Origin of the sequence: Rhizobium changzhiense (genome assembly GCF_013087625.1) — a bacterium.
Classification (GTDB): Bacteria; Pseudomonadota; Alphaproteobacteria; order Rhizobiales; family Rhizobiaceae; genus Rhizobium; species Rhizobium sophorae.
The window spans coordinates 132422-146760 of sequence record NZ_JABFCQ010000003.1 but is presented as its reverse complement, the minus strand read 5'-3'; the positions used below and the strand labels follow the sequence as shown (position 1 = coordinate 146760).

Here is a 14339-nt window from a genome sequence, read left to right as displayed (position 1 = left end):
GGGCGACGACACGATGATGGTACTCAACGGAGTTATCTAGGATCAGGCGGCATTCCGCCCGGAGGTTCTGGGGCGGTATCAGCAGCGGTCCTCATCCGTGAACGGGTGTGGATACGGTGTCAAACATCACTCAAAATTAGACAAGTATTGGATAACGGCTTGTTCGGCCAGGATAGGCTTGCCTCGCCTGTTGCCGGGAGGCATGGTCTGTCCCGGAACAGCGGAATCACGAGGCTGCGGACGAGGCCTACTGCCGCGCATCTGAATGACGCGCGGCGCTGTAGACCATGCTCGAAAGCTCGCGGCGCATCGCAAACATGGCTGGTTAATGTTTTCCTTCCTGCACAGTTCGGACCTTCATATTGGCAAGCGTTTTGGCAATCTTCCGGAGGATTTGAGAGGGCGCCTGCGCGAGGCGCGGCATGGCGTGATCGCCAGGCTTGCCGGTGCGGCACGAGAGCATGGGGCTGGTGTCATCCTGCTTGCGGGCGACACGTTCGATACCGAGACGCCAACGCCTGCCGTGCTTCGCCAGGCGCTTGGCGAAATGGCCCGGAATACGCCGCTGCGCTGGGTTCTGCTTCCGGGCAACCACGATTCGCTGCTGGCAGACCAGCTCTGGAGTGCTGCGCGTGGCGTGCTGCCCGACAATGTCATCCTGGCGACGGAAGCGGCGCCTCTTTCGCTTGGACCTGATATCAACCTGCTGCCGGCGCCTTGCACGACCAGGCGGCCGGGCCGCGACCTGACCGAATGGATGACCGGTGCCGGGACACCGGACGGCTCGATCCGCATCGGCCTCGCCCATGGCCCGATCCAGGAATTTTCGGAGGATGCCACGGCCACCAACGTGATTGCGCCGAACCGCGCGGCGCTGGCCGGCCTCGACTATATGGCGCTCGGCGATTGGCACGGATCGGTCGCGGTCGACGCCAGAACATATTACAGCGGCGCTCCCGAGCCGGACCGTTTCAAACATGACCGGCCGGGACAGGCGATGGTCGTTTCCATTGCCGGGCAGGGAGCGATGCCGACGACCACGGCAGTAGTGACCGCCAGCTTTTCTTGGCAGACATTGCAGCTTCCGCTGCTGGCATCTGAAGACGGTGTTGAAGCGCTGAAGGCCGCACTGCCGGAACCGTTCGCGCGGCGACAAACCCTGTTGCGCGTCACGCTGTCCGGCCGTGCCCGATTGAACGGACGCACAGCAATGACCAGCCTGCTGCAACAGGTCGCGCCGGAATTTGCGCATCTGGAGATCGATACGGAACTGCTGGGGACCGATTGTGAGAGCGATGATCTCGAGATCATCGACCGAGCCGGTGCGCTGCGCGATACAGCGGAGTTGCTGCTTGCCGAAAGCCTCGACCAATCCCGCTCGGGCGATGACAGGGGCGTGGCGCGCGAGGCGTTGATCCGCCTGTTTTCCTATTGCGAGGCGATCGATCGATGAAACTCAACGCTCTTCGCCTTCACAATGTCAAACGCTTCGCCGGCCGCGGCATATCCGTCGAAGGAATCGCCGACGGCGTCAATGTGCTGAGCGCCGCCAACGAGCACGGCAAATCGACCTGTTTCGAGGCGCTGCATGCGCTGTTCTTCCAGCCGCACGGCGGCACGCCAAAGAGCGTGCAGATGCTGCGCCCCTATAGCGGCGGCAATCCGATCGTCGAGGCCGATATCACGATCGAAGCCGGCCGCTACCGCCTGACCAAGCAGTTCTATGGCGGACGGCGCGCCAGCGTCACCGATCTCGCCAGCGGCCGCCTCGTCGCCCAGGCCGACGAGGCCGAGGCTTTCATCGGCGATCTCATTTCCGGCGGAACTGCCGGCCCGGCAGGTCTGCTCTGGGTGCGCCAGGGCATCACCGGCATCGAAAATCGCAGCAAGAGCGAGGAAGAAAACGACAAGCGGGTGCGCGAAAGCCTGCTGTCTTCGGTGCAGGGCGAGGTGGAGGCGCTGACGGGCGGACGGCGCATGTCGGCGGTGCTCGAAGCTTGCGAGGAAGAACTCAATCGCCTGGTCACCGCGACGCTCCGGCCAAAGGCCGGAGGCCGTTTTGCCGCCGCACTCGACGATCGTGACCGGCTGCAGGAGGAAGAGGCGCGGCTGGCCAAGGAGGTGGAGATGCTGCACGGCGCGCTCGACCGCCGCCGCTCAGTGCAGGCGAGACTCAGCGAACTGGAAAATTCGGACGAAGAGGCCGGCCGGAAGGCGGCGATTGCCAATGCCGAGTCGGTGCTCGAGGCCGCTAAACTGCACGATAGGGAGCTCAAGGCACTCGATGCCGAAGCTGCCCTGGCCGCCAGTCGCCGCGATGAGGCGCAGCAGGCATTCGACCGCTTCCACGCGGCATTGAACCGCAGTGACGAACTCGCGCGGCGTTTCACCGTAACGGAAAAAGAGCTTTCAAATGCAGCCGAGCGACGCGCGGCATCGCTGGCCGAAAGCGAGGCCGCAACAGCGGAGGTTCAGGCGGCCGAAGAGGAAGAGCGGGTTAACCGCGAATTGCTGGCCCGGCTGGAGGCAGCACTCCGTTCGCGCCATGCCGCAGAGCGGCTGGCGGAGGTTCGTCTGCATCTCGAACAGGCGGAAGCGGCGCGGCGGCAGATCGAGGACGCGGAGGCCGCGCATGCATTGCTCGCCATTCCAGCCGATGCGATCGAACGGCTCGAAGCGTTGGATCTCAAGATCGTTGGCTTGCGTGCAGCAGCCGAAGTCGGTCTTCCCAGGCTCAGGATCGACTATCTGAAGGACGCCTCCGGATCGGTGAGCATGGACCGCCAGCCTTTGCCGGGCGGCGAAGATAGGAGTTTTGCCGGGGTGGCGAGGCTCGACATAGCAGGCGTCGGCACCCTGACCATCCATTCCAGCCGGCAGGCAGAACAGGACGGCGCGCTCGAAACCGCGGAAGCGACGCGCCAAACATTGCTTGCCAGGCTCGGTGTCGACAGTTTGCGAGCGGCGCGACAGCGCGATATTGCCGCCCGGAACAAGCAAGAGGAACTGGTGCGGGCACGCCAGCGGTTCGCCGACGTGGCGCCGAATGGCATCGACCAGCTTCACTTCGATGCCGCACGCTTTGCGGAACTCAGTCAGGGTCCAGTCGAACTCGACGCCGACCCGGAAGAAGTGCGCGCCCGTCTCGCGGATGCGACGCAGCGTATCGAACTGGCGCGAAACCGGGCGCGGGAAGCGTCGGTGATGCGCATGGAGGCCGGCGAGGCAATATTGCGAGCGCAGACGGAGCACGCCAAACTTGGCCAGGACCTCGAGGCCATCGCGGCGATCATCGGTCCTGAAGCCGGCCGACCGGAATTGCAACGGGACCTTGCCGCAAGGCTTTCCAGCGCCAAAGAACAATGCGATGCGGTTGAGCTCCGGGCCGGGCCTTTGCGCAGAGCCGGGCGGGACCTCGCCGGCGCGGAAGCCGCCCTTGCCAGGGCACGTTCGGTCGCCGACGCCGCAGCACGTGAAATTGCCAGGTTACGCGAGGAGCTTGCCGACCTCGGCGGTCAGATCCGCACCCGCTCAGACAGTGCGGTGGAAGAAAACTGGTTGGAAACTCGCGGTTTGCTTGACGCGGCGCGGGAGCAGGTGAAGCGTTTCGAGACCGAGGTCGCCGTCCTGGATCGCCTGCGCAAGGCGCTGACGGCGACGCGGGCAGCCGCGCGCGACCTCTATCTCAAGCCCGTCATGAACGAACTCGCCCCGCTGGTCGGCCTGCTGTTCGACGACATCTCGATTACCTTCGACGGCGACACCTTGCTGCCGCAGATCGTGCGCCGCAACGGCCTGGACGAGGATGTCGACCGGCTGAGCGGCGGCATGCGCGAGCAGCTCTCGGTGCTGACCCGCCTCGCATTCGCAAGGCTGCTTGCCCGCGACGGCCGGCCGGCGCCGGTCATCCTCGACGATGCGCTTGTTTATTCCGACGACGACAGGATCGAGCGGATGTTCGACGCGCTGCACCGCCAATCACGCGACCAGCAGATCCTCGTCTTCTCCTGCCGCCAGCGCGCCTTCGCCAAGCTTGGCGGCAACGTGCTCACCATGCAGCCATGGCAGCCGGATTGATGAGGATCGATGCTCAGGCCAGCACTCTGCCACGCTCAAGCCACAGATAGGCTGCAGCCGTCCAGGAAAAGCCGAGGCCGCCGCAGCCTTCGCCGGTGACCGGGTCGAAATATTCGGCGAAACCTTCCGTCTCAATCGCCGCGATGGTGGTTTTCCGCAGCTCTTCGGCGACATCCGCATGGCCGTTACGCTTCAGTCCGTCGATCAGCAGCCAGTTGATGATCGCCCAAGCGGGGCCGCGCCAGTATCGCTTCGGCTCCCAGCCGGCGATGCCGGGTTTGGTCGTCGGGAAGGCGACCTTGAGATCCTTGGACCAGGCCTTCATTTCCGAAACCAGAGCATTGGCAACCTGCTTGTCGAGGTCCAGCGAGAGGAGGGGGATGAAGCCCGCCTGCGTTGCGGCTTCGACATCTTTGCCAGAGATCAGGTCTCGCGAGACGAAGCGCGAAAGCTCCGGTCGCCACTGGGCCATCATCGCCTTGCGAGTGCGGTTGTTGAAGGCCGCGATCTCGATCGCGTCCTCCGTGCGCCCAAACAGGCGGGCGAGGTGTTCCAGATCTTCGCCCGCCTTGAGGAGGATTGCGGTCGTCTGGATCTCGGCGACCTTGAAGGGTGCCTTTTCCCATTGCCGCGCCGGCTCCCAGCCGCAAGCGGCATAGGTATCGACGAGATGGATGAAGCGGCGGTAATCCTCGTCGCGAGGGCGCATGTCGGCATCCACATGGCCGGTATCCTTGCGTATAACAGGCGTATCCGTGGTAACGGGCACGCGGGCGAGCGCGATGTCCCAGGCGGGAGAATTGTCGCTGCCGCTTTCCCAGGGATGCAGCAGCGCGACGAGCCCGGTGCCATCAGGATCGCGGGCGGAATACCACCAGCGGTGCCATTTCAGCGCCGCCTCGTAGAGGGGCAGTGTGCGCGCTTCGCCAAGCTTGCCGGCGGCTTCATGCAGCTTGCGCAGTGCGATTGCGAAGACCGGCGGCTGGGTTATGCCGGAGGTCGGAATCGTATGCTCAGTGCGCCAGACGTTCGGCCCCGGAAAATAGGTATCGCTGGGCGCGTGGAAGACGATATGCGGGATCATCCCGTCCGCCCACTGGCCCTCGACCAGCCGCTCCAGCTCCCGATAGGCGCGATCGATATCGTAGAGCGCAAAGCCCATGGCGACGAAGGCGGAATCCCAGTTCCACTGGAAGGGGTAGAGCCGGTCGGTCGGCACGGTATAGCCGCCGCGATCGTTGGCGGCGAGGATGCGCTTCGCCTGGTCGATATGCGTGTTCATTCTGAATGCTCCGGTATTCTTAGGCCAGGACGGCCGGAAAGGATTTGCCGCTTTCGGGCGAAAGCCAGGTGATGCGCTTCTGGTCAAGCTTCAAACCGATCGTCTCGCCGCTCTTCACGGTCTCCGAGGCCGGCAGGATGACGCGGACGGGCTGGTCGTGGATCGAACCGGTCAAAAGCAGGTGCGAGCCCATCGGCTCGGCAACCCGCACCCGCATTTCGAGACCCTGCGGCAATGGCGCGAGTTCGACGGCCTCGCCGCGCAGGCCGAGGATGATTTGATTGCCGGATTCCTGCGGCGCCACAAGCCGTTCTGTACCGGCCGCCACCTGACCGTTCGAAACCGGCAGTTGGATGAAGTTCATCGGCGGATTGCCGATGAAGCCGCCGACGAAACGTGTCGCCGGGTGATTGTAGATCTCGACCGGATGGCCGACCTGCTCGACCACGCCGCCATGCATGACGGCGATGCGGTCGGAAAGGCCCATCGCTTCCGTCTGGTCGTGGGTGACATAGATCGTCGTGGTGCCTGCCGATTGCAGCACGGTCTTGAGTTCGGTGCGCATTTCCAAGCGAAGCAATGCGTCGAGGTTCGAAAGGGGCTCGTCCATGAGGAGAACCTTCGGTTCGACGGCAAGGGCGCGAGCGACCGCCACGCGCTGGCGCTGGCCGCCGGAAAGCTTGTTCGGGTAGCGGTCGAGATATTGTTCGATATGCAACAGGCCGGCGGCCTTTTCGACCTGCGCCTTCACGCGTGGGTCGTCGGCCTTCTGCATCCGCAGCCCAAAGGCGACGTTCTCGTAAACAGTCATATGCGGAAAGACGGCGTAGTTCTGGAACACCATTGCAAGGCCGCGATCCTTAGGCGGCAGGCCGATTACCGACCTGTCGCCGATGCGAATATCTCCCGATGTTGCCGTCTCGAGGCCGGCGATGATGCGCAGCAGCGTGGTCTTGCCGCAGCCGGATGGACCGAGCAGCGAGACGAATTCGCCGTCATTGATCGTCAGCGAGACCTCGTTCAGCGCCTGGAAGGCTCCGAAGCTCTTGCGGATGCGGTCGATGACAATATTGGCCATATCTCTGGTCCCGTTATTTGGAGGAAATGCCCCAGATCGCGAAGAGGTAGCGCCTGACCGCGAAGATGAAGACAACCGAGGGAAGGATGAGCATCAGGCCCCCGGCAAAGCGGTAGTGCATCGGGCTTTCCGAAAGCACGGTCAGCAGGTAGGCGGTCAGCGTGCGGTTGCGCACCGTCAGCACCGAGGCGGCAAAGACCTCGTTCCATGAGATGACGAAGGCAAAGACCGCGGTTGCGACGATGCCGGGAAGCGCCAAGGGTGCCACCACCTTGAAGAAGGCCTGGATGCGGGTGCAGCCGAACACCCAGGCGGCTTCCTCCAATTCCTTCGGAACGCCGAGGAAAATCCCTTGTGTGACCAGTGCGGCAAACGGCAGCGCCAGAACCGTATGGATGAGGCCGACGCCGAGGATCGTGTCGTAGAGGCCGAGCCGGATGAAGGAGACCGTCAGCGGCAGCGCCAGGATCGCCAGCGGGAAAGCGCGGGTCAGCAGCACCAGGAGGCGGTAGCTGTCCTTGCCGCGGAAATCGTAGCGGGCGAGCGCATAACCGGCCGGCGCGCCGAGCAGGATCGAAAGCGCCACCGTGATGCCGGCTGCCCCCAGCGAATTGAGAAAGGACTGGAGGACGCCTTCGGTCTTCAGGAAGAGAAAAAAGGGCTCCAGTGAAATGCCGGTGGGAAGGCCGGTTTTCGGCCAGACGTAGACGCCCTGGCGACCACCGAGTGCGCCGAGTGCCACCAGATAGATCGGCACCAGCACCCAGGCACAGAGTGCGGCAATGCCGCTCCAGAGCAGCCATCGGCGTGAAGAGACGAAGCCGGCGGCTTTGGGTGTGTCTGCGGCCGTGCTGATGGTGTCCGTGGTCATGGCAGGCGCTCCGGATCGACTTTCAGGGCCTTCAGATAGATGAGCGTGGCGGCAAGCGAGATGATCATGATCAGCACCGCGTAGGCAGCAGCGACGCTGTAGTTCTGGTTCTGGTTCTGCCAGTTGTAGGCCTCGCCGACGAGGACCGGAAAATTGCGCCCGCCGAGCGCATAGACCACCGCGAAGACCTCGAAGGCGAGCACGGTGCGCAGGATCAGCGCCGATTGCAGGGCCGGGCGGATCAGCGGCAGGGTGATGCGCCAGAAGCGCGTCCACGGACCAGCACCGAAGATTTCGGCGGCTTCCTTAAATTCCTTCGGCACCTGGTTGAGACCGGCGACGATGATGACCATGACGATCGCCGTGCCGCGCCAGACTTCCGCAACCGCAATCGCGATGAAGAGCGCGACCGGCGTCTGGTAGGAGAGCCAGCTTGCCTGCCTGCCGATGATGCCGAGGCCGAAGAGCAGCGAATTCAGATAGCCGGTATTCTGCAGGATCGACAGCCAGACGAGACCGGCGGCGAGATCGGAAATGCCGAGCGGGATAGTCCATATCCACAGGATCGTCTCGCGCCCGCGGCCGACCTTGGCGACCATCGTGCCCATGGCAAGCGCAATGGCGATCTGCACCGGCACGACCGCGATCGTCAGCAGGAAGGTGTTCTTCACCGAGCGGGTGAAATTGATATCGGTTATCATGCGCTCAGCATTTGCGAGCGATGGCGCGCCATTGTCCGAAACCGCCAGCCAGATCGTCTGCACCAGCGGCACGACGAACAACAGCGCCAGGAAGGCGACGGATGGCAGGATCAGCAGATAGGGGATCCAGGGTCGGCTATTGGTCATCGGCTCCCGCCTTGACGAGCAGAGTGGTAAAGGAGCGCCCGGGTATTTCGCCCGGACGCTTGCTAAGCGGATTTATTCGACCGGGCAGGGGCCGTCGCTCTTAGCATCGGGCGCCCAGCAGGCAGCTTTCGTGTCGGTCATCAGCTTGGCCATCGTGGCGCCCTGGGCCTTCAGCACGTCCGCAATGGGCTCGTTCTGCAGCACGATGCGCTGAAAACTGTCCATGTAGACCTTGTTGAACTCGCCGCCCTTGTCGCCAAGGCCGACCGGGAGCAGCGAGATGACGGCGTCCTTGGAAGCCTGGGTGGCGGTGACCGCACCGGCGAGAAGGGCGACGCCGGCGTCGAGATCCGGCGGCAGCTTGACATTGAGGGTCGGGAAGAAGCCGACCTTAGAGGCGGTCAGGAGTTGCGTCTCCGGCATGGAAAGGTGCTCGATGACCTTTTCGGCGCCGGCCTTGTCGGGCGCCCCCTTCGGAATGGCGAGACCGGCAACGACCGGCATGTAGCCGCGACCCTTGGGACCCGCGGGAGCCGGGAAGACCACATAATCATCCGGTGCTGCGGAAATGGCATTCTTCAGGCGGGCGATATGATCCCAGGCGACCATGACTTCGCCGGCGGCCAGCGGCTCCTGCATGAAGTCGTAGCTGGTCGAGTTCGGTGTCACATAGGCCCATAGCGCCTTCAGCTTCTCCCAGCCGGCGGCCGCATCCGCACTCTGGAAGGTGCGCACGACACCTCCCGTAAACGACGGATAGAAATAGCCCTGGAAGTAACGCGCCATCAGCCCCTTCGGGCCGGCCGGGAAACCGATCTGCGGCTGGCCCGTCGCCTCCTGCATGTTCTTGCCCCACTCGATCAGTTGATCGTAGTTCAGCGCGTTCACGTCGGCGCCGTCAGGCAGGTATTGCAGGGCTTCCTTCTTGGCAGCCATCACATAGGTCGCCTGCATCCACGGGATATATTGCTGGGTCGACTTGCCGAGCTTACCGAGGTCGAGCAGCGACTGCGGCATGCCGCTCGCTGCCAGCTTCTTGGCGAGATCGTCGAGCGGTTCGAGCGTGTCCTTGTCGGCAAGCGGCGAAAGCTCGCCATGCAGCGCTCCGACGAGGCTGACGGTATGCTTGCCGGCTTGGCGTTCGGCTTCCATGCGGACGGCAAACTGCGGCGGCTCCTCGACCACGTAATCGACCGAGCCGACGTCCTTCAGGAGTTCCTCGCGCACGACCGTCGCCTCCTCGATCGGACGAAGCTGGGTGGACACGAAAACCGTCTGGGCGAGCACCGGCGAGGCGAAGGCCAGCACGGTGGAAGCCAGAATCCCAAATGACATGATATGTTTCATCTTCTCCTCCTTCATTGTTCTTTGTTTGAGATGCACTGCTGTCTATGCCGCTCGAAGCGGACGGCGGTGGCTGTCGCGATCAACGAATTCGATCGCGTGAAGCTCCTGGAGTTCTTCGGCGGGTTCGCCGGCAATGGCGCGCAGCAGCAGCGAGGCGAAGCTCGCGCCGAGGTGTTCGCCGGTCATGCGCATGGTCGAGAGCGGCGGGCTGGTGAAGGCGCCCATCGGCAGGTCGTCATGGCCGACAATGCTGATCTGGTTGCCGCCATCGACCTCGCGCAGTGCCCGGAGCGCTCCGATCGCCATTTCGTCGGTGGCGCAGACGAGTGCCGTCGGACGTGACGGCTGGCGCAGAAGTTCGAGTGCTGCCAGATAACCGCCCTGTTCCAACGGCGCACCTTCGGCGCAGAGATCGGTGGCCAGGCCGCATTCCTCCATTGCCGCCCGCCAGCCGCGGCAGCGGTCATGTGCGAAGTAATATTCCTGGGGGCCGGCGATATGGCCGATGCGGCGGTGGCCGGCGGCATGGAAGCGCAGCGTCGCGGCACGGAACCCGGCAAAGCCGTCGCCATCGATGGAGGGGTGAGGCAGCAGGCTTTCTGTGCGGCCGTTGGTCACGAAGGGGATGCCCCGCGACTGCAGGAATTCGACGCGCTCGTCCTTCCGCTTGGTGCGAACGAGAAGCATGGCATCGACGCGGCGGCCATCGACGAAGCGGCGGCAGATGTCGAGTTCGCTCTCGCCGCGCGGCACCGGCGCAATCACCAGATTGAGGCCGGCAGCAGCGAGATGTTCGGCGCAACCCGACAACATATCGAGGAAATGCGGAGGGCCGATATGACCAGGATCGCTCGGCAGCGTGACGGCAACGAGCTCGGCGCGCTGCTTGCGGAGGCGGCGGGCCGAAGCATTCGGCCGATAGCCGACCTTGTCGGCAGCCTCGCGAACCCGCTCGCGCGTGGTGGTCGACACATCGGCATAACCGTCGAGCGCACGCGACACCGTGGTGATCGACAGTCCCAGCGATTGCGCGAGTTGTTTGAGATTGGCCAAGACCTTCCTCCCGAAGTGAGAAAAGATTCTCCAAAACGTTTTGGGAGTCAAGCCAAAACGTTTTGGAACGATTATCTCTGGCCGGGGTAAAAGCGCGGGAGCTGTAGGAGACAGCTCGGGACACTCAACGCAGGTTTGGCGGGACCACTATCTTGTGTATCTGGATACGCTCCGGAAGTTCGCACAGCAGTTCTGCATCTCGCGCCAGATGATGAACCTGCTCCGGATCACCTTTCGTAAACGCTGTCATCGATTGCATGTCGGCCCAGTAGGAGATCGTCGTGAACCAGGTTTCATCCTTTCGATCTTCGCGCAGCAATTGGACGCCGAGTGCCGTCTTTAGCAGTGGCGGAACTCCCTCAGCGCGATTGTAAACTTCGTATTCATCAGCAAATTCCGGCTTCGTGCGACCGCGCCAGATACGGGCGATAGTTGGAACTTTCGTCATGTTCTGCTCTCCGTGACATTTGAATGAAGCAAGCCGACGGCCGAGGACGTCTGCCTCAAACGGCATGGGCATCGTGGAACAGGGCACCAAGCCGCGCCGATCAGAAGCGATTATGCGCAGGGCATGCACCCAATCCGGGCATTACCCGTTCACAGCCTGGAACGTCTGCTCCACGAGCAAAAGGAGATGAGTCCCACAATCGATTATTCAAGGTCTGCGTGAGCCGATCGACCCGGCCTCGGGTCTGGACCTTCCACCCGCTTGGGGGCTCGGCCGTTGATGGCTCGCGAGTGCGTCTATTCGATCAAAATCTAATCAACGGCGTAACCTGATTTGAAAGTCGGTTTGGTACGGAGGGTCTCCTTCCGGGAAGTGACGTTATGATCCTTGAGTTGCAGAATGCCATTCTGGAAATGATTGCCAAAGGGGAACCGCTGGCAGCAACGATCGAGCAACTTTGCCTCAAGGTTGAGGCCGCCGTTCCCGGGATCATCGCTTCGGTGCTGACGTTCGACGGGAGCCGTCTTCACACGCTTGCTGGCCCCTCCCTTCCGCCTGACTATTCAGCGGCTGTCGACAATCTTGAAGCCGGTCCTCTTGCGGGCTCCTGTGGCGCTGCTGCCTATTTCGGAGAAGCGGTCGTTGTAACCGATATCGAGACCGATCCTCGTTGGCAGGACTTCAAGTCCCTGATCCTTCCGTTAGGGTTACGGGCTTGCTGGTCGAGCCCGATCAAGAGCGGCGAGCGGGTGATCGGCACCTTCGCCTTCTACTATCGAGACCGGAGCGGTCCGAAGGCCGTCGAACGGGACCTCGTCGAGGCTTGTGTCCATCTCTGCACAATCGCTATCGATCGCGAAGAACGGGTGATGGAACGTCAGCGGCTGACATACAGCGACGCTATGACGGGACTGTCGAATCGCGCTCGTTTCAACCAGCTTCTCGCCGAAGAGCTGGCTCGATCCCGGCGCGCCTGGGGCATCTTGCTGGTGGACATCGACAACTTGAAACTCGTGAATGACACGTTCGGGCACGCAGCCGGCGACGCATTGATTCAAGTGGTTGCAGACCGGATCTCCGCGACAGCAGGCGCCAAAGACACGTTCAGGCTTGGTGGAGATGAGTTTGCTGTCATTGTATCGGACGACAAAGAGCTTGATCTGAGTGCGAGGGCAACCGACATCCTCGAAGCACTGTCCTCTCCTGCAACGTGCGACGGTCATGTCGTCTTTCCCGCCGCGACGATTGGCGGCGCGTTGGCGGAGACGGAAACAAACCCCGACCAGACCCGCCAGAACGCCGATGTGGCGCTCTATCATGCGAAGGAACACAACCGCGGCCGGTACGTGCAACACTATCCCGGCCTGGGCACCGCCCTCACCAGACGCTTCAGGGCGGTTCGGGACGTGGGCGTCGCCCTGGAAGACAATCGGATCGATGCGCATTACCAACCGATCTTGCGCCTGGATACGCGGGAAATCGTAGGTTTCGAAGCCTTGTGTCGAATGACCACGCCTTCCGGCGAAATCATAGCTGCAGCGCATTTCCATGAGGCGACGAAAGACGCGCATATTGCTGCTGAGCTAACCCAACGGATGTTGCTGAGGGTTGCGACAGACATCCGCAGTTGGCTCGCCCGGGGCCTTCCTCTCCAGCATGTCGGCATCAACCTGTCCGCCGCAGATTTTCGTGGCGGTAACCTGCAAGACAGGCTGTGCCGAATTTTCGGGGAAGCGGAGGTTCCTCTCAAGCACATCATCCTCGAAGTGACGGAATCGGTTTATCTCGGACAACGGGACTATGTCGTGGCGGACGAGATAAAGGCTCTTCGGTCCAAGGGCTTGCGGGTTGCCCTCGACGATTTCGGCACGGGTTACGCGTCTTTGACCCACCTGCTGACGGTGCCGGTCGACATCATCAAGATCGACAAGTCCTTCATCGACCGCATGGTGCCGGGCGACGCTGGGACCTTCATCGTTGAGGGCCTGATCGGAATAGCTCACAAGCTGGGAATTCGGGTCGTCGCAGAAGGGATTGAAACAGAACCCCAAGCTGCTCAATTGAGCCAGCTCGGCTGCAAGCTCGGACAGGGCTATCTGTTCTCGAAAGCAGTCGATCGAACGGTTGCCGCGGCCATTTTAGAGCAGCATGGACAACGGCTCAGCCAAGACAAGACCCGTGCCGGAGCCCTATAGCCTGAGCGAGGTTTTCGCGCTCGGGCCAGCCCCGGATACCTCAGACAACGCTTGAGTACCAAGATTATTTTGAACGGATCAGAGATGCGAAAACGGATACATGTCAGCCAATTGCGGGTCGGAATGTATGTCGAGGACGTCGAAATCGAGGGGGAAGACAGGACACGCCGGTTCAAGCCGTTCCTGATCTCGGCCGCCGGTCAGGTCGAGAGTTTGATGGCAAACCGCCTGATGACAGTCGTTATCGACGTCGGAAAAGGCGCGGATGTCGATCCGGGCGGGGCACAGGACATCGACCGGGCTGCGTTTGACGCCCAGCTTCGTGCCGTGTTTTCGGCAAATGATATCAAGCAGGCGAGGGAATGCGTCGAGGATACGAGACCGCAGATCCGTCAAATGCTTGCCCACGCCAGGATCAAAGCCTCTTTTGCCAGTGATGCGGCAAGCGCAGCTGTGGAGCGGATCATGTCGGCAGCCTTCGACAACGCCGGAGCGCTGATCGCAGTCGCAAAGCTGAAGGAAAAAGATGAGCTGACGTTCCTCCACTCGCTGGCGGTTAGCGCGTTGATGATCACCCTAGGGCGCAGCCTCGGTCATGGAGAAGAGGATGTGCGGGTCTTGGGGCTGGGCGGACTGGTTCACGATCTGGGAAAAATGGCACTCCCGGACGAAATTTTGACGAAACCCGGTAAGCTGACTGCCGAGGAAATGGATCTTGTCCGCGGGCATCCTGAGCGGGGATATGAGCTGGTTTCTCATGTCGCGCATATCCCGAAGCCGGTGCTCGACATTTGTCGCTACCACCACGAAAAGTTCGATGGCTCCGGCTATCCTGGTCGGCTCGCCGGAAAGAAGATCCCTTACGTCGCCCGGCTTGCGGCGATTTGTGACGTTTATGAAGCGCTGACCACAATCAGGCCGTATAAGCGCGCCTTCTCGCAAGCGGAGGCGATCAACATGATGATGAATTCGCCCGGCCATTTCGATAGCCAGCTTCTTTCCGCATTCGTGTCAAAAATGGTGATCAGCGGCACGCTCCACTAGAGCCATCATTTACCGGACGGCGCGTCGTACCGGCCAACGTCAATTGCAAGTCCGCTCCGGATCGGCGGTCATTTCGGCAGCAGAGGCAACCCCCGG

Annotated in this window: 11 protein-coding genes; 4 read left to right on the top strand and 7 right to left on the bottom strand. The window is 62.2% G+C overall.

Annotated features, from left to right (window positions below; all coding sequences use genetic code 11):
- Positions 1-328: 328 nt before the first annotated feature.
- The gene (locus tag G9X68_RS15815) at positions 329-1453 is read left to right on the top strand and encodes a metallophosphoesterase family protein (RefSeq protein ID WP_171603191.1); all 1125 of its coding nucleotides are present in this window, start codon (positions 329-331) and stop codon (positions 1451-1453) included.
- On the top strand, positions 1450-4077 hold the full coding sequence (locus tag G9X68_RS15810) for an AAA family ATPase (RefSeq protein WP_171603190.1): 2628 nt from the start codon (positions 1450-1452) through the stop codon (positions 4075-4077). Before G9X68_RS15815 ends, G9X68_RS15810 begins: the two co-directional genes overlap by 4 nt.
- A gap of 13 nt (positions 4078-4090) precedes the next feature.
- On the opposite strand, the gene G9X68_RS15805 is transcribed toward G9X68_RS15810, so the two are convergent.
- The 7 genes from G9X68_RS15805 to G9X68_RS15775 all read right to left on the bottom strand — a co-directional run bounded on the left by G9X68_RS15805 (position 4091) and on the right by G9X68_RS15775 (position 11004).
- On the bottom strand, positions 4091-5359 hold the full coding sequence (locus G9X68_RS15805; protein ID WP_171603189.1) for an MGH1-like glycoside hydrolase domain-containing protein: 1269 nt from the start codon (positions 5357-5359) through the stop codon (positions 4091-4093).
- A 19-nt stretch (positions 5360-5378) separates the two neighbouring features.
- On the bottom strand, positions 5379-6437 hold the full coding sequence (locus tag G9X68_RS15800) for an ABC transporter ATP-binding protein (RefSeq protein WP_171603188.1): 1059 nt from the start codon (positions 6435-6437) through the stop codon (positions 5379-5381).
- Between the two features lie 13 nt (positions 6438-6450).
- Positions 6451-7308: a carbohydrate ABC transporter permease gene (locus G9X68_RS15795; RefSeq protein WP_171603187.1), complete on the bottom strand. Its 858-nt coding sequence runs from the start codon at positions 7306-7308 to the stop codon at positions 6451-6453.
- Positions 7305-8156: a carbohydrate ABC transporter permease gene (locus G9X68_RS15790; RefSeq protein ID WP_171603186.1), complete on the bottom strand. Its 852-nt coding sequence runs from the start codon at positions 8154-8156 to the stop codon at positions 7305-7307. The genes G9X68_RS15795 and G9X68_RS15790 overlap by 4 nt, the downstream gene beginning before the upstream one ends.
- A gap of 72 nt (positions 8157-8228) precedes the next feature.
- Positions 8229-9503, bottom strand: a complete 1275-nt coding sequence (locus G9X68_RS15785; protein ID WP_171603185.1) for an ABC transporter substrate-binding protein — start codon at positions 9501-9503, stop codon at positions 8229-8231.
- 42 nt (positions 9504-9545) lie between these two features.
- Complete coding sequence (locus G9X68_RS15780) at positions 9546-10556, bottom strand: LacI family DNA-binding transcriptional regulator (protein WP_171603184.1); 1011 nt, start codon at positions 10554-10556, stop codon at positions 9546-9548.
- Positions 10557-10680: 124 nt separating this feature from the next.
- Positions 10681-11004, bottom strand: coding sequence for an antibiotic biosynthesis monooxygenase family protein (locus G9X68_RS15775; RefSeq protein WP_171603183.1), 324 nt, complete (start codon positions 11002-11004; stop codon positions 10681-10683).
- Positions 11005-11384: 380 nt separating this feature from the next.
- Between G9X68_RS15775 and G9X68_RS15770 the strand changes: the two genes are divergently transcribed.
- Together G9X68_RS15770 and G9X68_RS15765 are read left to right on the top strand one after the other, a co-directional pair.
- Positions 11385-13199, top strand: coding sequence for a putative bifunctional diguanylate cyclase/phosphodiesterase (locus tag G9X68_RS15770; protein ID WP_171603182.1), 1815 nt, complete (start codon positions 11385-11387; stop codon positions 13197-13199).
- Positions 13200-13283: 84 nt separating this feature from the next.
- Positions 13284-14243: an HD-GYP domain-containing protein gene (locus G9X68_RS15765; protein ID WP_171603889.1), complete on the top strand. Its 960-nt coding sequence runs from the start codon at positions 13284-13286 to the stop codon at positions 14241-14243.
- Positions 14244-14339: the final 96 nt, after the last annotated feature.